A 22,865-nucleotide genomic window follows, 5' to 3' on the forward strand; every position below is an offset into this window, starting at 1 on the left:
CCCGGCTTTTATCGTTATGGGACACGGCTCACGCAGGACGAATAAGCACGTGGCGTTTCTTGCCAAGTGATACTTTGATGACGCCCTGCTCGTTGAGAGACGACGCGTTGATAATCATGCGCGGATCGGTGGCCGGTTCATCATTGATGCGAACTGCACCGCCTTCAATATGGCGACGTGCTTCACCATTAGTGGCGCAGAGCTCTGCGAGCACCATCAGCGCCAGAACGCCGATGCCATCATTAAGCGTTGCCTTATGGACACCAACTGTTGGCAGGTTCTGCGACAGTTCACCTTCTTCAAAGGTTTTACGCGCAGTTTCCGCAGCTTCTTCGGCTGCATCACGGCCGTGGAGGATAGCAGTAATCTCGGTTGCGAGGATTTTCTTCGCTTCGTTGATTTCAGAACCACCAAGCTCGGCCAGCTTCGCAATCTCATCCATTGGCAGCGTTGTGTAGAGCTTCAGGAAGCGTTCTACATCGGCATCTTCAGTGTTACGCCAGTACTGCCAGAAATCATAAGCGCTCAGCATATCGGCATTCAGCCAGATTGCACCGCCCAGTGACTTGCCCATCTTCTGACCGGAAGCTGTGGTGAGCAATGGCGAGGTGAGAGCATAAAGCTGCGGTGTGCCCATACGGTGACCGAGATCGATACCGTTGATGATATTGCCCCACTGATCCGAGCCGCCCATCTGCAGGCGCACGCCATAGCGCTTGTTCAGCTCCACAAAATCGTAGGCCTGAAGGATCATGTAGTTAAATTCGAGGAATGACAGCGACTGTTCGCGATCAAGACGCGTCTTTACCGAATCGAACGACAGCATGCGGTTGACCGAGAAATGACGGCCAACATCACGCAGGAATTCGAGATAATTGATGTTACGCAGCCAGTCGGCATTGTTGACCATCATCGCGTCGGTCGGGCCATCACCAAAGGTCAGGTAATTCGCGAAAACGCGTTTGATACCGGCAATGTTCTCGGCAATCGTGTCTTCGGTCATCAGCTTGCGCGCTTCATCCTTGAAGGATGGATCGCCGACCATGCCTGTGCCGCCGCCCATAAGGGCTACAGCCCTGTGTCCGGTCTGTTGCAGCCAATGCAGCATCATGATCTGGATCAGGCCACCAGCGTGCAAGCTTGGTGCTGTTGGATCAAAGCCAATATAAGCTGTCACGGTTTCCTTGACCAACAATTCATCGAGGCCGCTTTCATCAGACATCTGATGAATGAAGCCGCGCTCGGAAAGCGTGCGAAGAAAATCGGATTTGAAACCGGACATGTCCTTTTCCTGACTGATAAGGCGTGATTGATGTGAGCAGTAATAATAAGTGCTTACCGCATTATGGTATTTTGCCTTGTTATATTTTGCCTTTAACATCATTCAATCGGGAATAACAAGGAAACTCCGGCATGGCCGATTTGAAACGCGCTATTGGATTGATGAGTGGTACTTCGATGGATGGCATCGATATCGCTCTCATAACGACCGATGGCGAAAACTGGATCGAGCGCGGCCCTTCAAGTGCTGTGTCTTATTCGGATGGGTTTCGTGCGCGGTTGAAGGCGGCACTTATTGATGCGCGCGGTATAACCGATCGCAATGAGCGTCCCGGCATTCTCAAACAACTCGAGCGTGACCAGACATTACTGCACGCCATCGCCATTCAGGATTTTCTGCATGAGTATGCATTGCAGCCCGAGGAAATCGATGTAATCGGTTTCCATGGGCAAACCGTATTGCACCGACCGCAGGAAGCTCTGACTGTTCAGATTGGCGATGGACCACTATTGGCTGCCGAGACAGGTATTCCTGTTGTCTATGATATGCGTGCTGAAGATATGCGCCATGGCGGCGAAGGTGCGCCACTGATTCCCGCTTATCATGCAGCGCTTGCAGCCAACCTTCCGTTTGGTCTCGAAGGACCTGTTGTCTTCGTCAATATAGGTGGAATTTCCAATCTGACCTATGTGGACAAAGGCGGTGTGCTGATCGCTTACGATAGTGGACCGGGCAATATGCTGATTGATCAATGGATGGAGTTGCACGGGCAGGGCAGCTTTGATCCGGGGGGCATTACGGCGATGAGTGGCAGCGTCGACGACGTTCTGGCTGCACGATATCTCGATCATGAATTTTTCAAAGGAAATCATCGCCGGTCGCTGGATCGCGGCGATTTTATTGTGCCTGCAAAAGACGAGGCCTCAGTCGAGACAGGAGCCCGTACACTTGCTTATGTCAGTGCTGCTGCAATCTTGCGTTCGGCATCACATTTGCCGTCACAGCCACGTACTTACGTTGTGAGTGGCGGCGGACGTAAGAACGGAGCGATCATGACAGAACTGAGCGCACTTGCCGAGCGCGAAGGCGCACGCGTGCTTGATGCCGATAATGCAGGTTTTGATGGTGATGCAATGGAAGCAGAAGCCTGGGGCTATCTCGCCGTACGTTCGCTACGCGGTTTTCCACTAACCTATCCAACGACAACTGGTTGCGATAAACCCGTTTCAGGTGGTGTTTTGGTGTCCGTAGACAGATAAAAAATCCGGCGATTAGAGCGCCGCGTGCCCTCTTGGGCGCGTAAAGGACGCTCTAAACTATTGGATCTAAGCATCGGCCCAAAAATCGCTTCCGATTCTTGGGCCGATGCGTAGTCTCGCCGGATTTTGTTTTTTTGCGTATTAGCGCAGACGCTTGGGACGAACTTCCACCAGTTCGCCAGCAAGACGACGATCCAGATATTCAGAGCACTCTTCGATGAGCAGATCACTTTGGCCTGAGAAGAAGTGGTTCGCGCCAGCAAGCGTGTTCTGGGTAATCGTAATACCCTTCTGCGTCTTGAGCTTGTCCACCAGCCCCTGAACATCCTTTGGCGGTGCAACCTTGTCCTGATCGCCGTGGATGATCAGACCAGAGGATGGGCAAGGCGCCAGGAACGAGAAGTCATAGGTGTTTGGTTGCGGCGCGACTGAGATAAATCCTTCGATTTCCGGACGGCGCATCAGAAGCTGCATGCCAATCCACGAACCGAAAGAATAACCGGCGACCCAGCAATTCTTGGAATCGGGGTGCAGCGCCTGCACCCAGTCGAGTGCGCTTGCTGCATCCGACAGTTCGCCTGCGCCATGATCGAACTCGCCCTGGCTACGACCGATACCGCGGAAGTTGAAGCGGAGTGTCGTAAAACCGCGCTGCTGGAACATGTAGAACAGATCATAGACGATCTTGTTGTTCATGGTTCCGCCGAACTGCGGATGCGGATGCAGGATCAGGGCGATAGGTGCATTCTTTTCCCGGGAAGGCTGATAGCGGCCTTCGAGGCGTCCGGCAGGGCCGTTGAAAATGACTTCAGGCATGTGTACTCCGCTTGTGATCGGAAGATCGGCTTCAGGGTGGCGAACTTGACGTGGGGGTGCGCCGCTTCTAGAACCGATTTGAAATTTCGTTAGTCTGAACCAATGTTCAGTACCTAATGTGGCTTAATAGGCTTTTCCTGATTGAAAATTCAAGAAAATTGCGCGCGAACTGCGTGCGAATAGCGTGCTGAGCCACTTTAAGATGTTGCTTAGGAGATAGTATCGGTGATCGGAACCGGCAAGAGGCTCTATCTGGACTATAATGCCAGTGCGCCTTTGCTCGATGAAGCGCGCAATGCGGTCATCGAGGCATTGGGCATTCCTGGCAATCCGTCATCGGTGCATCGTGAAGGCCGGGCTGCACGTGGACTTGTTGAAGCTGCGCGTCGCAGCGTTGCAGCGCTGGTCAATGCCAAGTCTGATCATGTTTTCTTTACATCAGGTGCCACAGAAGCTGCATCCACCTTGCTGACGCCAATCTATATGATGGGACGGTCGCCGGTGCGGCTGTCGCATCTTTATGTGAGTGCAACTGAGCATCCATGCATGCTGACTGGTGGGCAATTTCCAGCTGAAAATATCACCATACTCGCCGTTGATGAAAACGGCATCCTGAAGCTGGACGCACTGCAACAGGTATTGGAAGCGCATGACAAGAGTACGGGCTTGCCGCTCGTTGCGGTTCAAGTCGCAAATAACGAGACCGGCGTTATTCAGCCCATTCGCGAAATTGCGGCGCTGGTCAAAGCCGCAGGCGGAATTTTCGTCGTTGATGCGGTGCAGGCTGCCGGGCGTATTAAATTAGATATTACAGATAATTGCGGAGATTATCTGATAATTTCCTCTCACAAGATCGGTGGTCCGAAGGGCGTCGGTGCTGTGATCGCAATCTCTGATCTCATGATGCCGAAGGCGCTGGTCCGTGGTGGCGGTCAGGAAAAGGGACATCGTGCGGGAACAGAAGCGTTGCCTCTCATTGCTGGTTTTGGTGCTGCTGCGGATGTTGCAGCCACGCGACTAAACGGCGATGGCTGGTCTTTCGAAGCACGAGACAGGCTCGAAGCCGGACTTATGGAAATTGCACCGAGCGCCACAATCCATGGCAATTCCGTTGATCGTCTGCCGAACACGACTTTCTTTTCGCTTGACGGGCAAAAGGCTGAAACCGTTCAGATCGCTTTCGATCTTGGTGGAATAGCCCTTTCAGCCGGATCGGCATGCTCTTCTGGCAAGGTTGGTCCGAGCCATGTTCTTGCTGCGATGGGGCATGAAGATGGTCCGGGCGCGATCCGCGTTTCGCTTGAACCGAATGCTTCAACAGAATCTGTCGACCAGTTTCTTGATGTTCTGCGCAAAATCGTTGCCCGTCATGAGCGCTCAAAGGCCGGCTAAACGCCTAATCGGGCTTAACCCCGTAAATTATTCTTGAATTTTACCCGCAAATTTAAAGCCGGGCTTGAAATTAAGTTTAGAAGGGTTTTAAAGAAGCGTCACGCACACTATATTGCGGCGAGGATAGCGACTATCATCGCCCTGACGTTTGCAACTGTCGGACCTTGAATCTGACGAGGATGGAGAACGCCAATGCCTGCAGTGCAGGAGACCATTGATCAGGTTCGCGGCTTGGACGTGGACCAGTATAAGTACGGCTTCGAAACGACAATCGAATCTGAGAAGGCCCCTAAGGGTCTTAATGAAGATATCATTCGCTTCATTTCCGCCAAGAAAGACGAGCCGGAATGGATGCTTGAATGGCGTCTGAAGGCCTATGAACGCTGGCTCACAATGGAAGAGCCAACATGGGCACGCGTCGATTACCCCAAGATCGATTTTCAGGACGTCTATTATTATGCGGCGCCGAAGAATCAGTCTGGCCCTAAGTCGCTTGATGAAGTCGACCCGGAATTGCTTCGCACATACGAAAAGCTCGGAATTCCTTTGCGTGAGCAGGAGATTCTTGCGGGCGTTCGCAAACAGGGCGATCCAAGCGAAATCGACGGCAACCCGTCGGACAACGTCTATGCATCGGGCCGCGTGGCTGTTGATGCGGTGTTCGACAGTGTTTCGGTTGTCACGACTTTCAAGGCAGAGCTTGCTAAAGCTGGCGTAATCTTCTGTTCTATTTCGGAAGCAATTCGCGAACATCCTGAACTGGTTCAGAAATATCTCGCTTCAGTTGTTCCGGTTTCGGACAACTATTATGCGACGCTGAATTCGGCTGTCTTCACGGATGGTTCGTTTGTTTACGTGCCAAAGGGCGTTCGCTGCCCGATGGAGCTTTCGACCTATTTCCGTATCAACGAAAAGAATACGGGTCAGTTCGAACGCACGCTGATCATCGCTGAAGAAGGAGCTTATGTCTCCTATCTCGAAGGTTGCACTGCACCGCAGCGCGATGAAAACCAGCTTCACGCAGCAGTCGTTGAATTGATCGCGCTCGATGATGCTGAGATCAAATACTCGACCGTTCAGAACTGGTATCCGGGCGATAGCAGCGGCAAGGGCGGCATCTATAACTTTGTTACCAAGCGTGGTGATTGCCGTGGCGACAATTCCAAGATTTCGTGGACGCAGGTAGAAACCGGCTCCGCTATCACCTGGAAATACCCGTCCTGCATTCTGCGTGGCGATAATTCGCGTGGCGAGTTCTACTCGATTGCCGTATCGAACGGTTATCAGCAGATCGATAGCGGCACCAAGATGATCCATCTCGGCAAGAATACGTCGAGCCGCATCATCTCCAAGGGTATTTCGGCCGGTAATTCCAACAATACCTATCGCGGACAGGTTTCAGCCCATCGCAAAGCTGAAAATGCCCGTAACTTCACCCAGTGCGACTCGCTCTTGATCGGCAACGATTGTGGTGCGCATACCGTACCATATATTGAGGCGAAAAACGCCACGGCACAGTTTGAGCACGAGGCAACCACCTCCAAGATTTCCGAAGACCAGCTGTTCTACGTCATGCAGCGCGGTATTCCAGAAGAGGAGGCAATCGCCCTCATCGTCAATGGTTTTGTGAAGGAAGTTATTCAGGAACTGCCAATGGAATTCGCCGTCGAGGCGCAGAAGCTGATTGGCATTTCGCTTGAGGGTAGCGTCGGTTGATCCGACGCATCCTTATTGCCTTCCCGCATCCGATTTTTCTGGCCAGCCCTTTAACTGGCATAAGCAGCTCTTCGTGAGGCTGCGTTGAGAGACAAGGTTTATACCCATGCTTGAGATCAAGAACCTTCATGCAAAGATCGCTGACACGGATACCGAAATCATCCGTGGTCTGAACCTGACCGTAAACAAGGGCGAAGTCGCCGCCATTATGGGCCCGAACGGCTCGGGCAAGTCGACGTTGTCTTATATCCTCGCAGGTCGCGATGATTATGAAGTCACCGAAGGCGACATTCTCTATAACGGCGAGTCGATCCTTGAACTGGATCCTGCTGAACGTGCTGCCAAGGGCATCTTCCTTGCGTTCCAGTATCCGATGGAAATTCCAGGCGTTGCCACGATGGAGTTCCTCAAGGTTGCGATGAACAGCCAGCGCAAGGCACGTGGCGAAGCTGAGCTCAAGATCCCTGAATTCATCAAGCGCGTCAAAGACGTTGCTGGTGGCCTCAACATCGACATGAATATGCTCAAGCGTCCACTGAATGTTGGATTCTCGGGCGGTGAAAAGAAGCGCGCAGAAATCCTGCAGATGCAGCTTCTCGAACCAAGCCTTTGCGTACTCGACGAAACCGATTCCGGCCTCGACATCGATGCGCTGAAGATCGTTTCGGACGGCGTGAATGCGCTCCGTTCGCCTGACCGTGCCGTGATCGTGATCACACACTATCAGCGCTTGCTTGAATACATCGTGCCGGACAGCGTTCATGTTCTTTACAAGGGACAGGTCATCAAGTCGGGCGATAAGAATCTTGCTCTTCATCTTGAAGAAAATGGTTATGCCGACGTAATCGGCGAAGTCGCCTGAGGAGGGATGGATCATGAATATCCAGACCGCTCCAACTGCAAAGCCGCGAACGCCCGCTGAAAGCGCGCTGATCGACAGTTTTGCCGACCGCATGGGCGAACTGCCCGGCAATGGCGACGTTGTCATCGCACGTGACAATGCACTGGAAACGCTAAAAATTCACGGTCTTCCGTCGCGCCGCATCGAAAGCTGGCACTACACGGATTTCCGCACGCTTCTCAAAGGCGTTGCTGACTTCAATTCGGCTGCAGGCACCAATGCGCTTCCTGCGCTGCTCGCGGGCTCATCAATCATTGCCGCAAGCAATGGTGTAGCACTCGACGCAAAGGCTCCCGAAGGCGTGACCCTGACTGCTGTGCGTGATGCGCTCGCTGACGGATCGCTTGTTCCACAGCTTACCGTTCGCGGCACCGATGATACAATCGGCCAGATCAATGCTGCCTATGTCAGCGATGGCTGGGCTGTTTCGATTGCCGATGACACGGAGCTTGAAGCACCGCTGGAACTGCAGAACCTTCAGAAGGCCGGGCAGGGTCATACGCGCTTCCCAGTCGAAATTGGTTCAAACGTCAAGGCGACGATCATTGAGCGTCAGTCGGGTGGTGAAGGCGATGCTTTCTCGACCTCTGTAAGCCATGTGAGCGTTGGTGACGGCGCTGATGTTATCTGGGTTATCCTGCGTGATTTCGGTCAGGCAACGCAACTTGCTCAGTTCAACGCAACCATTGGCGCAGGATCGAAGCTTACGCTTTACATCGTCAATGCGGGTGGCAAACTGGTTCGTCAGGAAGTGCACTTGACTGTGGCAGGTGAAGATTCGGATTTCGAACTTCGCGGCCTCAACCTTCTGGCGGACGATTCTCACACCGACATCACAATGACGGTGGCGCATCTCGTCGAGAATACGCGTTCGACCCAGATTATCCGCAACGTGGTCAAAGATCGCGCGCGTGGTGTGTTTCAGGGCATGATCCGTGTTGCACAGATCGCCCAGAAGACCGACGCTCGCATGGCCTGCAACACGCTGCTACTGTCGGATGATGGCGAGTTTGATGCGAAGCCAGAGCTGGAAATCTTTGCTGATGACGTGGCTTGCGGCCACGGTGCGACGGTTACAGAGCTTTCCAAAGACTATCTCTTCTATCTGATGGCCCGCGGCGTTCCTGAAAACGAAGCCCGCGGCCTGTTGATCAAAGCATTCATCGCCGAGATCATTGAAGAGCTGGAAAACGAAGCTCTCGTCGAGGCACTGGAAGATGTGCTTTCGAACTGGCTTTCAGCCCACGCTTGAATAAATAAGGCGGAGTGGATTGTTCACTCTGCCTTTTCTGCCTGAATGGTAGAAGGAACGATCATGGATCAGAAGAATCCGCTTGTAGCGGCCTATGATGTCGAAGCGATCCGCAGAGACTTCCCCATCCTGTCACGACAGGTTCATGGCAAGCCGCTCGTTTATCTGGATAATGGCGCATCAGCGCAAAAGCCGCAAAGTGTCATCGACGCTGTTACCCATGCATATGCGAATGAATATGCCAATGTGCATCGCGGCCTGCATTTTCTTTCCAATGCTGCGACAGACGCTTACGAAAAATCGCGTGAAACAGTCCGTCGTTTTTTGAATGCTGGCTCTATCGACGAAATCGTCTTCACGAAGAACGCGACTGAAGCGATCAACACGGTCGCTTACGGTTACGGCATGCCGAATATCGGCGAGGGCGATGAAATCCTCCTGTCGATTATGGAGCATCACTCCAATATCGTGCCATGGCATTTTATCCGCGAACGGCAGGGTGCAAAGCTTGTCTTCACGCCGGTTGACGACGAAGGCGTGTTCCATATTGAGGAATTCGAAAAACGTCTGACCGAGCGCACGAAGCTTGTCGCAATCACTCATATGTCCAACGCGCTTGGTACTGTGACGCCGATCAAGAAGATCGTTGAACTGGCCCATGCGCGCGGTATTCCGGTGCTGGTCGATGGCAGTCAGGGTGCAGTCCATCTGCCGGTTGATGTGCAGGATCTCGGCTGTGACTGGTATGTCTTTACCGGCCATAAGGTCTACGGTCCGTCGGGTATTGGCGTTCTTTATGGTCGCGCCGAAATGCTTGAAAAGATGCGTCCGTTCCAGGGCGGTGGCGAAATGATTGAGGAAGTGACGGAAGAAAACGTCACTTACAATCACCCGCCACACCGTTTTGAGGCTGGTACACCGCCAATCGTTCAGGCGATTGGCCTTGGTGCAGCTCTCGAATATATGGAAAAGGTCGGCCGTCATGCGATCCTCGCTCACGAGGAAGACTTGCGTGACTATGCGCATGAGCAGCTGGGTAAGATCAACTCGCTTCGCATTTATGGCAATGCTCCGGACAAGGGCGCTATTATTTCGTTTGCGCTTGAAGGTATTCACGCGCATGACGTCTCGATGGTCATTGACCGGGCAGGGGTTGCAGTGCGTGCAGGCACACATTGCGCACAACCGCTCTTGAAACGCTTTGGTGTCACCTCTACATGCCGTGCATCCTTCGGGATGTATAACACCCGTGCTGAAGTCGACGCGCTGGCAGAAGCCTTGGAAAAGGCAAGGAAGTTTTTCGGATGACCGAGATCGAACAAAAAGTTCAGGAACAGACTGAAATCACGACGGACGATGCGAGCGCATCGGCAGATGGAAAGTCTGTCTTTTCAGCTTCTGCTATTCCGCAGGACGAGCTGCTCCGGCTGACCGATGATATCATCGGCGCGTTGAAGACGGTTTATGATCCTGAAATTCCAGCGGATATTTACGAGCTTGGTCTGATCTACAAGATCGATATTGAAGATGATCGCACTGTCAAAATTGAAATGACGCTGACAGCCCCTGGCTGCCCTGTCGCTGGCGAAATGCCGGGTTGGGTGGAAAACGCGGTGGGCGCAGTCGAAGGTGTCTCGATGGTTGAAGTGACGATGACATTCGATCCTCCGTGGTCCGCCGACCGTATGTCGGAAGAAGCGCAGGTCGCTGTCGGTTGGTACTAAGAACGAAAAAGCCCCGCATTTTGCGGGTTTTTTCTTTGGTCAGAAGCCTGTCGTGTTGGCGTAGTGCAGAGAGTTCTTTCCGATACATCCCTGTACGAGGCCAACCAGCCCGCCTAACGCCGTTGCGGATGAGACAAGCCCCTGACCGCCTCTGAAGGGTATGGACAGGACTGTACCCAGAAATTTAAGCGCACGGCCAGCAATCTTGAGCGGCAACTTTTTTAGCGTTTTGTTTGGATTTTCGCGATAGCGGGCGCCGAACTCCGTGATGTTGTGATCGCGATTACGGCGATAATGATAACTCAGCGTCAGGCGGGACGAGGGCACCGTTTCATAGACAATGGCATCACAAGCCCAGCCAGTTCTTGCACCCAGCGATTTTGCCTTAGCCCAAAGGTTCCAGTCTTCGCCGCCCGTCAGGCCAAAGTGGGAATCAAACCGCAATCCTGTATTGCGGAAAAACTCCAGCTTCCCCATCCAGCTGCCTGTGGCAACCTTTATGGAATCTGCACGGCCTAGTTGACATTTACGGCGACATTTTCTTTCGGACTTGTAGCCGCTACGCTCAATACCCGACCAAACCAGCTTCTGCAGAAAGGTGAGCTTTTCATCAAAGGGCTTTGGCCTGACAGGCGAGCCGATGATGTCAAGATCAAGACGATCCCGCTCAGCGAGCAGAGTTATAAGCCAATCAGGTTCGACAAATTCGTCATCGTCCACATAGACAAGAAAATCGAAACCATGTTCGATTGCGTGGTTAAGCGCACGATTACGCGCTGACGAAATGCCTAAGACGCCTTCGATAATGTAATCGATCTGATCTTCACGCATCTGTGCACGGAAACCTTCAATGGTTTCATCAAGCGTTGGAGAGGCGTTATTTTCAACAATAAGAAATGTAATGGATGCGTTGTCTGGCTTCTTTATTGAAGCAAGCGATGAAAAAAGATTGCAGAGCATCTTCGGTCTGCTGCGAGTGACGACGGAAACACATATACGCCGCTGTTGCATGATGTACTAAACCAAAAAAGTTTATTTGAGATATTATGCATGCTTAATATGTATTTATTATGAATGCAATGGTTGCGAGAGGCAACATTACAACCCAGAGCAAGGGATTATAATCCCTTATTCTTGTAGGCAGATCAAATTTAGAAGGAAATAAAGTAAAGCGCTTGGTGTTATGCGCTAGTGGTGCCCCCAGAGAGACTCGAACTCCCGACCCCCTGATTACAAATCAGGTGCTCTACCAACTGAGCTATAAGGGCAGCACAGGCGTGGAATTAGCATAATTTTCAGCCGTGTAAAGCGAAAATTCACATTAGGTGGGTGATGGTAAGCAAGTTTTGCATATGATAGCCATCAAGCCTGTGGAAATTGCACGAGTGGATTGAATTTGACGTTTGAATCCCGGCGGACATAAATGCTGTTTCAATCGTCAAGTTCGATAAATTCACTCGATTCGTAAATTTACTCGTGGTCTTTTGATTCCGACATTTGCTCAAAGCCTATATTCAAGGGATGCAAATATCGGAATCAGACCACAAGCTGGCGCATTGGAATGAATGATATGGACGATAAATCCCTGGCGCTTCACTTTCTCTCATCGGGAACAGAAGAATCACTTGCGGCTCAGAAAGAGCTGGTGAAACGTTACGGACATGTTGCGGCTGAAGATGCAGATACCGTCGTGGCTCTCGGCGGTGATGGCACCATGCTGCAGGCTTTGCGCGATTTTATGAACAGCGGCATACCGGTATACGGCATGAACCGTGGCTCGGTCGGGTTCCTTATGAATGAATTCAGCGTGGAAGATTTGCCTGCACGCATTTATGCGGCGCAGAAAGAGACAATCCGTCCTCTGGAGATGATTGCTGAAACTGAACATGCGCCGCCGTTCAAGGCGCTCGCAATCAACGAAGTATCGCTTTTCAGGCAATCCTATCAGGCAGCGAAGGTTCGTATCACCATTGACGGCAAGGTGCGGCTTGAGGAGTTGGTTTGTGATGGGGTCATGGTTGCAACGCCCGCAGGATCAACCGCTTATAATCTGTCGGCACAGGGACCAATTCTGCCGCTTGAGGCTCCGCTACTGGCGTTGACACCCGTAAGCCCATTCCGGCCAAGGCGCTGGGGTGGGGCATTGTTGCCAAAACATGTGACCGTGCGAATGGATTTGCTGGAGACAGAAAAGCGACCGGTTAATGCTGTTGCTGACAATAACGAAGTCAAGTCAGTAAGGTCAGTCACCGTCCGCGAAGATCCGGACAGCCAGGTTGCCATCTTGTTTGATCAAAATCATTCTTGGGATGAGCGAATTCTAACAGAACAATTTAGACATTAGTTGGCTATAATTTTAGTAAAATCACGCATTAGTGTGGAGTGAAACACAATAAAATACAAATAAATAAGCGTTTTTATATTCTGATGCGGTATTTTAGTTGACTTTTGCACGCAGTGGACGTAGGCGATGCTGCAAGAAGACGCTTATTGCGTTGCAGACGCCTTTTCTGCCTTGGTTCCTGCGCCGGTTGACGCGGCTGCAATGACAGGATGGGTGGAATTCATTTCCAAAAAGAGAGCTGCGCCTCCATTGACGACATTTGCCGAACTCGGTCTTTCCCCGAAAGTGCTCGCTGCTGTTGAAGCTGCGGGATACACCGCGCCTACACCCATTCAGGCTGGTGCTATTCCACCTGCACTGGAGCGTCGAGATGTTCTTGGCATCGCTCAGACAGGCACGGGTAAGACTGCGTCTTTCGTTTTGCCGATGCTCCATCTTCTTGAAAAAGGCCGGGCACGTGCTCGTATGCCGCGCACGCTCATTCTTGAGCCGACGCGCGAGCTGGCAGCTCAGGTAGAAGAAAATTTCGTAAAGTACGGCGTCAATCAGCGTCTTAACGTGGCATTGCTGATTGGCGGTGTTTCGTTTGAAGAGCAGGAGCGCAAGCTTGAGCGTGGCGCAGATGTGCTCATTGCAACGCCTGGTCGTCTTCTTGATCATTTCGAACGCGGTAAGCTGCTTTTGACCGGCGTTGAAATTCTCGTGATCGATGAAGCTGATCGCATGCTCGACATGGGGTTCATTCCCGACATCGAGCGTATTTGCAAGCTGATCCCGTTCACGCGTCAGACTCTGTTTTTCTCGGCGACCATGCCGCCGGAAATTACCAAGCTGACCGAACAGTTTTTGCATTCGCCGACACGTATTGAAGTCGCCAAGGCGTCCTCGACTGCCAAGACAGTTACACAGCGTCTGGTAAAGTCGGGCAAGAAGGATTGGGACAAGCGCGCAGCGCTGCGTGATCTGATCCGTGCTGAGGGTGATACGCTCAAGAATGCTATCATTTTCTGCAACCGCAAGAAGGATGTATCCGAGCTTTTCCGCTCGTTGGTGCGTCATGAATTTGATGCTGGTGCGTTGCATGGCGATATGGACCAGCGCGCGCGCATGACGATGCTGGCCAACTTCAAAGAAGGCAAGTTGAGGCTTCTGGTTGCTTCCGATGTTGCGGCGCGCGGCCTCGACATTCCGGACGTAAGTCATGTGTTCAACTACGACATTCCGATCCATTCGGAAGACTATGTGCACCGTATCGGTCGTACAGGTCGTGCCGGACGTTCTGGTAAGGCGTTTACGCTTGTTACGCCTTCAGACACGAAATATCTGACGGCAATCGAATCCATGATTGGCGAAAAGATTGAATGGCTTGACGGCGATCTTTCAACCTTGCCAGCATCCGACGAATCTGAAGATACGTCACGTAAGGGCAAGAATGCTCGTGGCAAAGGTAAAGATGCCAAGGGCAGATCGAAAGATAAGCAGAAGGTCGAGACACCTGTGATTGTTCAGGCAGATGAGCCGCAGCCAGTAATCAGCGAAATCAAAGAGCGTCGTGATGCGATCCGCTCGTCAAACGACGAGCGCCGTAATAAGCCACAGCACGATAACCACAAGCGTCGCCGTGATCGCGATGACGATGATGGTCCGGTTCCAGTTGGTTTTGGTAATGACATCCCAGCCTTTATGTTGATCCCGACTGGCGTCTGAAATTAGGTTGTTGCAAATTGAAAACGCCGGTCTGGTTCAATCAGGCCGGCGTTTTATATTTTCGATGTGAATAATTGGGTGAGAGCGCTCTGTCAGAGCCGTTCTTATGACTTCGCTTTAACAGGAGTAGCCCTAAGACTCGCCGCGAATGCCAGACGCGCCCAATCAGTCATGATTTCAGGGTCGTCATAAGCCTCGTCCGGCACACTCCAGTAAGGCATGGCGACAGGCTTGCCACTCTTCCGACTATCGTAAGCCCATTGACTGGAACCGGCTTCGATGAAGGCAGGTGCCGTCTGGGAATCAGCTTTCAACAACAGTTCGTCCTGAACAACGAGCGCTATTATCAATCCCTGATGATAGATACCCTTGCCGCCAAACATGCGACGAATGCTGATCGCCCCCAATCCTTCAAACAGGTCACGTAAGGTTTGATCGTCCATTTTTGGAACCCGGGTATTTAAGCTGCGCCCTGCATTTGACGAAGGCTTTCCGGGGACGCTGCGGTCAGCTCAACAGATTCACCGCAACCACAAGCGGATGTCTGGTTGGGGTTGTTGAAGACAAATCCGGTGCGTAGCGTAGTCACTTCGAAGTCCATTTGTGTGCCTAGCAGGAACAGCACAGCCTCAGGCGCGATATAAACCTTTGCGCCATCTTTTTCGACGGAGTCATCGCCGGCTTTCGGCTCAGTGACGAGATCAATCGTATATTCCATGCCAGCGCAGCCACCTTTTTTCACGCCGACGCGAATGCCGAGCGCACCGTCACGCGACGCCATGATTTCACTAACGCGAGCTGCTGCTGCATCGGTAAGTGTCAAGACTGAGAAACGGCCCATTTTTCATCTCTTCCGGTGTTATGCTGGTCTGCAACTGGAGAATCATCCAGTCTGTTCGAAGCAATGCGCTTTTCTGCGGGATTGCCACGTTTTCACTATAGTTAGTGTTGTAACATCATTACTGCAAGACACCAAATCGGGAGCGCAGCCACAACGAGCGTGCATACCTTGGTGCTCTGCAAACAAAGAATTGCTGGAAGAGGAGAAGCGAATGTCGATTGAGCGCATGAAGCCTTTGATACTTGCTGGGGTCGCGGGCGTTTTCAGCACCCTGGTTCTGATGTCCGGTGTGCAAGCCCAGGAAGCGCCCAAGAAAGCTGCTCCGGCCCAAACTCAGAAGCAGGAAAAGCCTGTCGAACAAACCAAGCCGTCCGAACAAACTCAGGATGCTGGTGATGGCGTAACTGTTCCTGATTATCGCGATGACCGCTCGACTCCACAGGCGCTGATGGAATCTTATTACAATGCGATCAATCGCAAGGAATATGCTCGCGCTTACAGCTATTATTCGGAGGAGGGGCGGGAGCCTGATTTCAAGACATTTGCCAAGGGGTATGAGGGCACCAAGAGCGTAAAGGTTGCGGTCAGGAAGATCGATCCAGATCCGGGCGCAGGACAAATCTATTGGAGCCTTCCGATTGCAATCGAATCTGAAGGCGATGACGGCAAAAAGCAAGTGTTCACGGGCTGTTATACGATCCGTCTTACCAATCCTGGTATGCAGGAAGAGCCGCCTTATAAGCCAATGCAGATCATGACGGGCTCATTGACCAAGTCACCACTGGCCATCGAAGAGAGTGTGCCGGAAAGCTGTGAGGCACCGTAACGAAAATTCACGCTTGACCTTGTCACGATGGGAAGCTGCACAGTGGTGTCAGTTAAAGCATTTAAGCCAAAAGACCGAAGCATTTTCGTCTGAGCTAAATGCTTGAGACAACGAAGTAGAGCGGTTCTGTATTCAATCCCAACGGGAACTGTTCACGAGCAAGGAGTAGTTGAATGGTAATTTTTTCTGTACCGAAGATGAAATGCGGTGGTTGCGCCGATAGTGTCACGGGCGCTCTGCGGAAGCTCGATGAAAGGGCCACTGTTAATATTGATCTCGATAAGAAAGAGGTCGAGTTTGATGGCCGCGCGTCGCAGGATGAAGCGCTCAATGCTCTGTCTGCTGCCGGTTATCCCGCGACGATTGCGCAATAAAGTGATCGACATTGCGCGCGTTGTGATGATGCACCGCTTGTAAGATATTTATCCAAAGCATAATTGCCGGGCTGAAATGCCCGGCATTTTTTTGATCAGTTTCACAAGGGCGCAGATCGCGGCGACTAAGTGTTGCAGTCAGGTCTGCAAATCTTGTGTTTGATTGACTGAGAGGCCGATTTTTGCCACATCAACGGCAAATCTCGTTTATGGTGTCCCATAAAGATAGTGAACCGCGATTGTTACGGATTTGCCGAACGATCCGGGCTCTGTTCGAAATGGGTGCCAGAAGGCATAATCATCGCGTGATCGCGATATAGAAGGATGTAGGGCATGGCTATGGCAGCCGATTTCCAGGATCTTCGCACGAAGATGGTCGATAACCAGATCCGTACCACGGATGTAACGGACCTCAGGGTCATCGATGCTTTTCTGACTGTTCCACGCGAAGCTTTTGTTCCGGCAAACCGTCAGGTGCTTGCTTATATCGATGAAGATCAGCTTCTTGAAAGCGAGGGCACTGCGCCGCGCTTCCTCATGGAACCGTCACCTTTTGCAAAGCTCGTGCAGCTCGCAAAGGTTAACAAGGACGATGTCGTTCTGGATGTCGGTTGCGGTACTGGCTACTCGTCTGCAATCTTTTCTGAGTTAGCTGGATCGGTCATTGGCCTCGAAAGTGATTCCGCTTTATCGGCCGTTGCGACGGCTCGTTTGCAGGAACTTGGCCATGACAATGTTGTGATCGTTTCAGGCAATTTGAATGCAGGCTACCCTTCCGAAGCGCCTTACGATGTGATTTTCATCGAGGGTGCAGTTGATTTTGTGCCGGAAGTACTTTTCAATCAGCTTAAAGAGGGTGGCCGTCTGGTTGTCGTCGAAGGGCGTGGAAATGCCGGAATTGCGCGACTTTATGTGAAAGAAAACGGTGTTGCTTCGGGACGCAGCGTTTTCAATACAGCAGTTCGTCCGCTTCCCGGTTTTGAGCGTATTGAGCAGTTCGAGTTTTAATCCAGCGCGTGGGGCAATTCTGCAACGATGCAGAAATTGTTTGTGAAAGCACTGGCGGGAAAGATGGAAATAGCGGAATTTACACGTTATTAAGTCTTCCCGAACCGATCGGTTCGATTATAGATTCGTTTGTTCTGATATGAGGTATACGGTGTTCAAAGCGTGCAAAGGACTTATGGCGGCGGCAATACTCCTGTCTGGCACCGTTTTATCGGGACAGGCCGCTTTGTCAGAGACGCTGAACGGCGCTCTCATGAAAGCCTATAAGAACAACGCAACCCTGAACTCATCGCGGGCAGGTGTGCGCATTCAGGACGAAAACGTTGCGATTGCAAAATCTAACTACCGTCCGCAGGTGACAGGTTCTTATCAGGCTGTTCGCGGGAAGACCCCCTTAAATGGTTATCGCACGACCGGGACTTACGGTATCGAGCTGAATCAGATGCTGTTCGATGGTTTTCAGACCAAGAACAATGTCGCCGCAGCTGAAACGACCGTGTTTGCGCAACGCGAAAACCTCCGCAACGATGAGCAGAATACACTTCTGGAAGCCGTTCAAGCTTATATGAATGTGTACCAGCTTCGCCAGGTCGCAGTGCTTCGCGAAAAGAACCTTGCTGCGATGAACGAGCAGGTCCGTGCTTCGCGTGCACGTCTTGACGTCGGTGAAGGCACACGTACTGATGTTGCTCAGTCAGAATCGCAGCGTTCGACAGCGGTTGCGGAGCTCAATTCGGCCCGCGCCAATGTGAAGTCTGCCGAAGCGACTTATGTTCAGGTCATCGGATCGCAACCAGATCGTCTTGCCACGGCACCTGCCGCCAAGAACTTGCCACGCTCTCCAGATGTTGCTTATGCAAACGCTGTTACCGTGCATCCGGGCATTCTGGCTACCCAGTATGCAGTTAACGCGCAAGGCTTCAACGTCAAGGCCAAGGAAGGTGCGTTGCTACCGACCGTTGGTTTGACCGCCAGCGCGAGCCACCTCGACACTTATGCTGGCACGAATGCTGGCGATGGCAACTCGGCTTCGGTCGGTGTTGGTGTAAGTATCCCGATTTATACCGGCGGCCGTACATCGGCACAGATACGTCAGGCCAAAGAACAGCTCGGTCAGGCACGTATCGAAGTCGATATTATTCAGGACAGGGTGCGTCAGGCAATCAGCTCGGCTTGGTCACAGCTTGAAGCAGCGCGTGCGTCCGTCAAGGCAAACCGCGACGGTATCGCAGCAGCTCAGCTGGCTCTTGATGGTGTTATCGAAGAACGTAAAGTTGGACAGCGAACCACGCTTGATGTGTTGAACGCGCAGAACGCGCTTGTCACGGTGCAGATCGCACTTGTTCAGGCAGAGCATGACTCGATTGTTGCAAGCTATGCGCTTCTGAATGCAAGTGGTCGTATGACAGCGCAGGATATGCAGTTGCAGGTGGCTCAGTATAAGCCTGAAGAGCATTACAATGCTGTGAAGGACAAGTGGTTCGGCCTGCGCACGCCAGATGGCCGTTAAGCCCTAAGCATATGAGATAAAGAAACGGCGCCATCGGCGCCGTTTTTGTTTGATTCTCGCTGCGCCCGGAAATTCTTAATAAAATGATAAAGCTGTGGGTTCGGATTTCATGTGCCTGTGGAGGGATTCTCAAATCGCCGCAGGTCCGGTACCCTTAATCCATTGATTCTCTGCCTGTGTGAGTAATTGGCAATAAGGGAAAGACGGACAGCTATGGCACAAACATCCAGCGCAGCACGCGAACCGTCAATGGAAGAGATACTCGCTTCCATTCGCCGGATTATCGAAGATAGCGATGTTTCGCGTCATCCGATGCCTGCTGCGTCCGCATTTCCAGCACGTGGTGAAGTCGCCAAGTTTCGTAAGCCCGTTACAGTGCAGGAAACTCAGCCTGAAGCAGAAAATAAATCTGCCCCCAAGAGCGACGTCTTCTTAGATGAGCCCGTATTGCGTGGCCCGATTTCAGAAGCAGTTACTGCTGTGACTGTTGCAGATGAAATTCCTGAAGCGGATGAGGACGACGACAATTTTATTCTCGACGCACAGAATGATGATCATCGCAGTGAAGTCGCAGAGACCAATGCCGAAGTTGAAGTCACTCAATCTTTGGAAGAGCAGATTGCCGTTGAGCTTGATGCTTCACAACCTTCTGAGCCGGAAGCTGAAGCACCACCTGTTGCTGCAACTCAACCTGTCGACTTGAAAGCGCAGGGTGCAGCACATATTTTGTCAGAGGGCACCGAACGGAAAGTTGCCGCTGCGTTTCAGGATCTGAACCATGCGGTTCACTCGGAACCGCGCCGTTCTTTCGATGAAATCGCTTCTGACCTTTTGCGCCCGATGTTGCAGAGCTGGCTTGATAACAATCTGCCGCCTCTTGTTGAGCGGCTCGTTCGCGAAGAAATCGAACGCGTGGTGCGAGGCGAACGCTAAGCATATCTCGCAATAGTGGGAACCAGTTTTGAGATAAAGATATGCGAAAAACGCTGATCTAAAGCGAGGTGCGCTTTAGATCAGGTTCGCACCAGATTGGACCTCATGACCCGTCTGTCTCGCAGGCGGGTTTTAACTTTTAGGGTGATTTGTCGGCTGTTAATTGCTATTGAGCCGTCAATCAATTCATTCCGCATAAAGACCGGACGTTTCCATGCTTGAGAAGACTTATGACGCCGCGGCTGTAGAGCCGAAAATCGCTGAACGCTGGGAAGAAGCCGGCGCATTCAAGGCGGGTGCAGGCTCAAAGCCTGGCGCCGATCCCTTTGCTGTGGTCATTCCTCCGCCGAATGTGACGGGATCGCTGCACATGGGGCACGCGCTTAACAACACGATTCAGGACATCATGGTCCGTTTCGAGCGCATGCGCGGAAAGAATGTTCTCTGGCAGCCTGGCATGGATCATGCGGGTATTGCCACGCAGATGGTTGTCGAGCGCCAGCTTGCTGAACGCCAGGAACCAAACCGTCATGCCATGGGCCGCGAGAAGTTTATTGAACGTATTTGGCAGTGGAAGTCTGAATCAGGTGGAATGATCTCCAATCAGCTCCGCCGTCTTGGTGCATCATGCGATTGGTCGCGTGAACGCTTCACGATGGATGAGGGGCTGTCGCGGGCTGTTCTCGAAGTCTTTGTCTCGCTTTACAAGCAGGGACTGATGTATCGCGACAAGCGTCTCGTGAACTGGGACCCGAAGCTTCTGACCGCGATTTCCGATATCGAAGTTGAATCCCGCGAAATCAAAGGCCATCTCTGGCATCTGCGTTATCCGCTGGAGAACATTCCGTTCGATCCAGATAATCCGCACACCTTCATCGTTGTCGCAACAACGCGCCCTGAAACCATGCTTGGTGACACGGGTGTCGCTGTTAACCCGAAGGATGAGCGTTATCACGCGTCTGTCGGCAACAACATCGTTCTGCCGCTTGTTGGACGTCGCATCCCGATTGTTGCTGACGATTATGCTGATCCGGAAGCCGGTTCTGGTGCTGTGAAGATTACACCTGCGCACGACTTCAACGACTTTGAAGTTGGCAAGCGCAACGATCTTCGCGCAATCAACATTCTGACGCCGTCGGCAGCGATTACGCTCAAGGACAATGTTGATTTCCTTGAAGGTCTGGAACTGACACCCGATCTCATCGCGCTTATCAAAGAGTTTGAGGGGCTTGATCGCTTTGCTGCACGCAAGCGCCTCGTCGAAATGCTTGATGAACAGGGCTATCTGGAAAAGATTGAAGATCACACGCACGCCGTCCCGCACGGCGATCGTGGTGGCGTGCCTATCGAGCCGTATCTGACTGATCAGTGGTATGTAAACGCAGCCGAACTCGCAAAGCCAGCTATGGCAGCGATCCGCGATGGCCGCACACAGATCGTACCGAAAAACTGGGAAAAAACCTATTTCGATTGGATGGAAAACATTCAGCCGTGGTGTGTTTCCCGCCAGCTGTGGTGGGGGCATCAGATCCCTGCATGGTACGGACCGGATGGTAAGTGCTTCGTGGAGAAGAGCGAAGAGGAAGCGAAAGCTGCCGCACGTGCTCACTACGGTGAAGACGTTGCTCTGGAACGTGACACCGACGTTCTGGACACGTGGTTCTCGTCGGGCCTGTGGCCGTTCTCGACACTCGGTTGGCCAGACAAGACGCCGGAACTTGCAACCTATTATCCAACCAGTGTTTTGGTTACCGGTTTCGACATTCTGTTCTTCTGGGTTGCCCGCATGATGATGATGGGCATGCATTTCATGGGAGAGATTCCGTTCCATACGGTTTATCTCCATGCACTCGTGCGCGATAAGCATGGCGCCAAGATGTCAAAGTCTAAGGGCAACGTTATTGATCCGCTTGAGCTGATGGACGAGTACGGTGCGGATGCGCTGCGATTCACACTTGCCATCATGGCTGCTCAGGGCCGCGACGTTAAACTTGATCCGGCGCGTATTGCTGGCTATCGCAACTTCGGTACCAAGCTTTGGAATGCGACGCGTTTTGCCCAGATGAATGGTGTGAAGCTTGATCCGAATTTCAAACCGGATGACGCAAAGCTCGCTGTCAATCGCTGGATTCTGACGGAACTGACAAAGGCTACGCGCGCTGTAACCGATGGCATTGCGAACTATCGCTTCAATGAAGCGGCAGGTGCTGCCTATCGCTTTGTCTGGAACCAGTTCTGCGATTGGTATCTGGAATTGCTCAAGCCGATCTTCATGGGTGATGATGAAGCAGCAAAGGCTGAAGCACAGGCAACGGCAGCTTACTGTCTGGATGAAATCTACAAGATGCTGCATCCGTTCATGCCATTCATGACCGAAGAGCTCTGGACCCTGACTGCAGGCGAGGGTGCAAAGCGCGAAACGGTTCTCGCTTTGGCAGAATGGCCGGAACTGTCGTTTGAAGATGAAGAATCGGCGGCTGACGTCAACTGGCTGGTTGATCTTGTCATGGGCATTCGTTCCGTCCGTGCGGAGATGAATGTTCCAGCGGGCGCTGTGGCTCCTATTGTCGTGCTTGAGGCAAATGCTGCAACCATTGACCGCTTTGCGCGTCACGATGCTGCAATCAAGCGTCTGGCACGTGTTGAATCCGTTTCCTTTGAACAGGAAGCGCCAAAGGGATCAGCCCAGCTGGTGCATGGCGAAGCCACGATCTGTCTTCCTTTGGGCAGTCTGATCGATCTGAAGGCAGAAGCCGCTCGCATGGCCAAAGAAGCGGGTAAGATTGCTGCTGAGATGGAAAAGATCGAGAAGAAGCTCTCGAACGAAAAGTTCGTAGCGAACGCAAAAGAAGAGGTCGTTCAGGCGGAACGTGAGCGTTTGGCAGAACTGAAAGACGCGGCTGCACGTGTTGCAACCGCAGAAGCGCGGATCCGCGAAGCAGGCTGATTCGTCCTTCAGATCCAACCTCATTTCGAATCA

At 52.2% G+C, this 22,865-nt stretch carries 20 protein-coding genes and 1 tRNA gene; 15 read left to right on the plus strand and 6 right to left on the minus strand.

The genetic code is table 11. The features are described from left to right. Positions 1 to 28: 28 nt before the first annotated feature. Positions 29 to 1,282, minus strand: coding sequence for a tyrosine--tRNA ligase (gene tyrS, locus ACSME1_RS00465; protein WP_100559090.1), 1,254 nt, complete (start codon positions 1,280 to 1,282; stop codon positions 29 to 31). 131 nt (positions 1,283 to 1,413) lie between these two features. Here tyrS and ACSME1_RS00470 point away from each other — a divergent pair, with 131 nt between their 5' ends. Further along, a complete protein-coding gene (locus ACSME1_RS00470; protein WP_105705981.1) occupies positions 1,414 to 2,541 on the plus strand; it encodes an anhydro-N-acetylmuramic acid kinase in 1,128 nt (375 codons plus the stop codon). Between the two features lie 141 nt (positions 2,542 to 2,682). On the opposite strand, the gene ACSME1_RS00475 is transcribed toward ACSME1_RS00470, so the two are convergent. Continuing rightward, positions 2,683 to 3,357, minus strand: a complete 675-nt coding sequence (locus ACSME1_RS00475; protein WP_024896636.1) for an alpha/beta hydrolase — start codon at positions 3,355 to 3,357, stop codon at positions 2,683 to 2,685. Positions 3,358 to 3,582: 225 nt separating this feature from the next. On the opposite strand from ACSME1_RS00475, the gene ACSME1_RS00480 reads away from it, so the two are divergent. The 6 genes from ACSME1_RS00480 to ACSME1_RS00505 all read left to right on the plus strand — a co-directional run bounded on the left by ACSME1_RS00480 (position 3,583) and on the right by ACSME1_RS00505 (position 10,342). Then, on the plus strand, positions 3,583 to 4,749 hold the full coding sequence (locus ACSME1_RS00480; RefSeq protein ID WP_105705979.1) for a cysteine desulfurase family protein: 1,167 nt from the start codon (positions 3,583 to 3,585) through the stop codon (positions 4,747 to 4,749). A 192-nt stretch (positions 4,750 to 4,941) separates the two neighbouring features. Then, entirely contained in the window at positions 4,942 to 6,465 is a 1,524-nt protein-coding gene (gene sufB, locus ACSME1_RS00485; protein WP_024896638.1) for a Fe-S cluster assembly protein SufB, read from the plus strand. A 106-nt stretch (positions 6,466 to 6,571) separates the two neighbouring features. After that, positions 6,572 to 7,327, plus strand: a complete 756-nt coding sequence (gene sufC / locus ACSME1_RS00490) for a Fe-S cluster assembly ATPase SufC (protein WP_024896639.1) — start codon at positions 6,572 to 6,574, stop codon at positions 7,325 to 7,327. Between the two features lie 13 nt (positions 7,328 to 7,340). Next, positions 7,341 to 8,618: a Fe-S cluster assembly protein SufD gene (sufD, locus tag ACSME1_RS00495; protein WP_105705978.1), complete on the plus strand. Its 1,278-nt coding sequence runs from the start codon at positions 7,341 to 7,343 to the stop codon at positions 8,616 to 8,618. 63 nt (positions 8,619 to 8,681) lie between these two features. Continuing rightward, complete coding sequence (locus ACSME1_RS00500; RefSeq protein WP_024896641.1) at positions 8,682 to 9,926, plus strand: cysteine desulfurase; 1,245 nt, start codon at positions 8,682 to 8,684, stop codon at positions 9,924 to 9,926. After that, positions 9,923 to 10,342, plus strand: coding sequence for an SUF system Fe-S cluster assembly protein (locus tag ACSME1_RS00505; protein WP_024896642.1), 420 nt, complete (start codon positions 9,923 to 9,925; stop codon positions 10,340 to 10,342). The genes ACSME1_RS00500 and ACSME1_RS00505 overlap by 4 nt, the downstream gene beginning before the upstream one ends. 39 nt (positions 10,343 to 10,381) lie before the next feature. On the opposite strand, the gene ACSME1_RS00510 is transcribed toward ACSME1_RS00505, so the two are convergent. Together ACSME1_RS00510 and ACSME1_RS00515 are read right to left on the minus strand one after the other, a co-directional pair. Beyond that, positions 10,382 to 11,302 carry a glycosyltransferase family 2 protein gene (locus tag ACSME1_RS00510; RefSeq protein WP_435654928.1) on the minus strand — a complete coding sequence of 307 codons (921 nt, stop codon included), beginning with the start codon at positions 11,300 to 11,302 and terminating at the stop codon, positions 10,382 to 10,384. 232 nt (positions 11,303 to 11,534) lie between these two features. Continuing rightward, positions 11,535 to 11,610 (minus strand) — tRNA-Thr (locus tag ACSME1_RS00515). Positions 11,611 to 11,912: 302 nt separating this feature from the next. Here ACSME1_RS00515 and ACSME1_RS00520 point away from each other — a divergent pair. Both ACSME1_RS00520 and ACSME1_RS00525 read left to right on the plus strand, forming a co-directional pair. After that, complete coding sequence (locus ACSME1_RS00520) at positions 11,913 to 12,686, plus strand: NAD kinase (protein WP_024898882.1); 774 nt, start codon at positions 11,913 to 11,915, stop codon at positions 12,684 to 12,686. 249 nt (positions 12,687 to 12,935) lie between these two features. Next, the gene (locus ACSME1_RS00525) at positions 12,936 to 14,393 is read left to right on the plus strand and encodes a DEAD/DEAH box helicase (RefSeq protein ID WP_024898881.1); all 1,458 of its coding nucleotides are present in this window, start codon (positions 12,936 to 12,938) and stop codon (positions 14,391 to 14,393) included. Between the two features lie 104 nt (positions 14,394 to 14,497). On the opposite strand, the gene ACSME1_RS00530 is transcribed toward ACSME1_RS00525, so the two are convergent. Then, on the minus strand, positions 14,498 to 14,836 hold the full coding sequence (locus ACSME1_RS00530; RefSeq protein WP_024898880.1) for a TfoX/Sxy family protein: 339 nt from the start codon (positions 14,834 to 14,836) through the stop codon (positions 14,498 to 14,500). 17 nt (positions 14,837 to 14,853) lie between these two features. Then, positions 14,854 to 15,234 carry a Fe-S cluster assembly scaffold SufA gene (gene sufA, locus ACSME1_RS00535; RefSeq protein WP_024898879.1) on the minus strand — a complete coding sequence of 127 codons (381 nt, stop codon included), beginning with the start codon at positions 15,232 to 15,234 and terminating at the stop codon, positions 14,854 to 14,856. 211 nt (positions 15,235 to 15,445) lie between these two features. On the opposite strand from sufA, the gene ACSME1_RS00540 reads away from it, so the two are divergent. From ACSME1_RS00540 to ACSME1_RS00565, 6 genes are all read left to right on the plus strand, one after another. Next, positions 15,446 to 16,060 (plus strand): hypothetical protein, encoded by a 615-nt coding sequence (locus tag ACSME1_RS00540; RefSeq protein ID WP_024898878.1) that lies wholly within the window; start codon positions 15,446 to 15,448, stop codon positions 16,058 to 16,060. A 173-nt stretch (positions 16,061 to 16,233) separates the two neighbouring features. Next, positions 16,234 to 16,434: a heavy-metal-associated domain-containing protein gene (locus ACSME1_RS00545; RefSeq protein ID WP_024898877.1), complete on the plus strand. Its 201-nt coding sequence runs from the start codon at positions 16,234 to 16,236 to the stop codon at positions 16,432 to 16,434. A 339-nt stretch (positions 16,435 to 16,773) separates the two neighbouring features. Continuing rightward, on the plus strand, positions 16,774 to 17,442 hold the full coding sequence (locus tag ACSME1_RS00550) for a protein-L-isoaspartate O-methyltransferase family protein (RefSeq protein ID WP_024898876.1): 669 nt from the start codon (positions 16,774 to 16,776) through the stop codon (positions 17,440 to 17,442). Between the two features lie 139 nt (positions 17,443 to 17,581). Continuing rightward, on the plus strand, positions 17,582 to 18,952 hold the full coding sequence (locus ACSME1_RS00555) for a TolC family outer membrane protein (protein WP_036567698.1): 1,371 nt from the start codon (positions 17,582 to 17,584) through the stop codon (positions 18,950 to 18,952). A gap of 213 nt (positions 18,953 to 19,165) precedes the next feature. Next, complete coding sequence (locus tag ACSME1_RS00560) at positions 19,166 to 19,885, plus strand: PopZ family protein (RefSeq protein WP_024898874.1); 720 nt, start codon at positions 19,166 to 19,168, stop codon at positions 19,883 to 19,885. A 214-nt stretch (positions 19,886 to 20,099) separates the two neighbouring features. Beyond that, positions 20,100 to 22,832: a valine--tRNA ligase gene (locus ACSME1_RS00565; RefSeq protein WP_024898873.1), complete on the plus strand. Its 2,733-nt coding sequence runs from the start codon at positions 20,100 to 20,102 to the stop codon at positions 22,830 to 22,832. The last annotated feature ends 33 nt before the right edge of the window (positions 22,833 to 22,865 follow it).

This window comes from Brucella pituitosa, assembly GCF_965577835.1.
In the GTDB taxonomy this organism is placed as follows: domain Bacteria; phylum Pseudomonadota; class Alphaproteobacteria; order Rhizobiales; family Rhizobiaceae; genus Brucella; species Brucella pituitosa.

Coding starts and splice junctions, on each gene's coding strand:
- tyrS (WP_100559090.1), bottom strand. CDS start 1,282: ATGTCCGGTTTCAAATCCGATTTTCTTCGCACGCTTTCCGAGCGCGGC.
- ACSME1_RS00470 (WP_105705981.1), top strand. CDS start 1,414: ATGGCCGATTTGAAACGCGCTATTGGATTGATGAGTGGTACTTCGATG.
- ACSME1_RS00475 (WP_024896636.1), bottom strand. CDS start 3,357: ATGCCTGAAGTCATTTTCAACGGCCCTGCCGGACGCCTCGAAGGCCGC.
- sufB (WP_024896638.1), top strand. CDS start 4,942: ATGCCTGCAGTGCAGGAGACCATTGATCAGGTTCGCGGCTTGGACGTG.
- sufC (WP_024896639.1), top strand. CDS start 6,572: ATGCTTGAGATCAAGAACCTTCATGCAAAGATCGCTGACACGGATACC.
- sufD (WP_105705978.1), top strand. CDS start 7,341: ATGAATATCCAGACCGCTCCAACTGCAAAGCCGCGAACGCCCGCTGAA.
- ACSME1_RS00500 (WP_024896641.1), top strand. CDS start 8,682: ATGGATCAGAAGAATCCGCTTGTAGCGGCCTATGATGTCGAAGCGATC.
- ACSME1_RS00505 (WP_024896642.1), top strand. CDS start 9,923: ATGACCGAGATCGAACAAAAAGTTCAGGAACAGACTGAAATCACGACG.
- ACSME1_RS00510 (WP_435654928.1), bottom strand. CDS start 11,302: ATGCTCTGCAATCTTTTTTCATCGCTTGCTTCAATAAAGAAGCCAGAC.
- ACSME1_RS00520 (WP_024898882.1), top strand. CDS start 11,913: ATGGACGATAAATCCCTGGCGCTTCACTTTCTCTCATCGGGAACAGAA.
- ACSME1_RS00530 (WP_024898880.1), bottom strand. CDS start 14,836: ATGGACGATCAAACCTTACGTGACCTGTTTGAAGGATTGGGGGCGATC.
- sufA (WP_024898879.1), bottom strand. CDS start 15,234: ATGGGCCGTTTCTCAGTCTTGACACTTACCGATGCAGCAGCAGCTCGC.
- ACSME1_RS00540 (WP_024898878.1), top strand. CDS start 15,446: ATGTCGATTGAGCGCATGAAGCCTTTGATACTTGCTGGGGTCGCGGGC.
- ACSME1_RS00545 (WP_024898877.1), top strand. CDS start 16,234: ATGGTAATTTTTTCTGTACCGAAGATGAAATGCGGTGGTTGCGCCGAT.
- ACSME1_RS00550 (WP_024898876.1), top strand. CDS start 16,774: ATGGCAGCCGATTTCCAGGATCTTCGCACGAAGATGGTCGATAACCAG.
- ACSME1_RS00555 (WP_036567698.1), top strand. CDS start 17,582: ATGAGGTATACGGTGTTCAAAGCGTGCAAAGGACTTATGGCGGCGGCA.
- ACSME1_RS00560 (WP_024898874.1), top strand. CDS start 19,166: ATGGCACAAACATCCAGCGCAGCACGCGAACCGTCAATGGAAGAGATA.
- ACSME1_RS00565 (WP_024898873.1), top strand. CDS start 20,100: ATGCTTGAGAAGACTTATGACGCCGCGGCTGTAGAGCCGAAAATCGCT.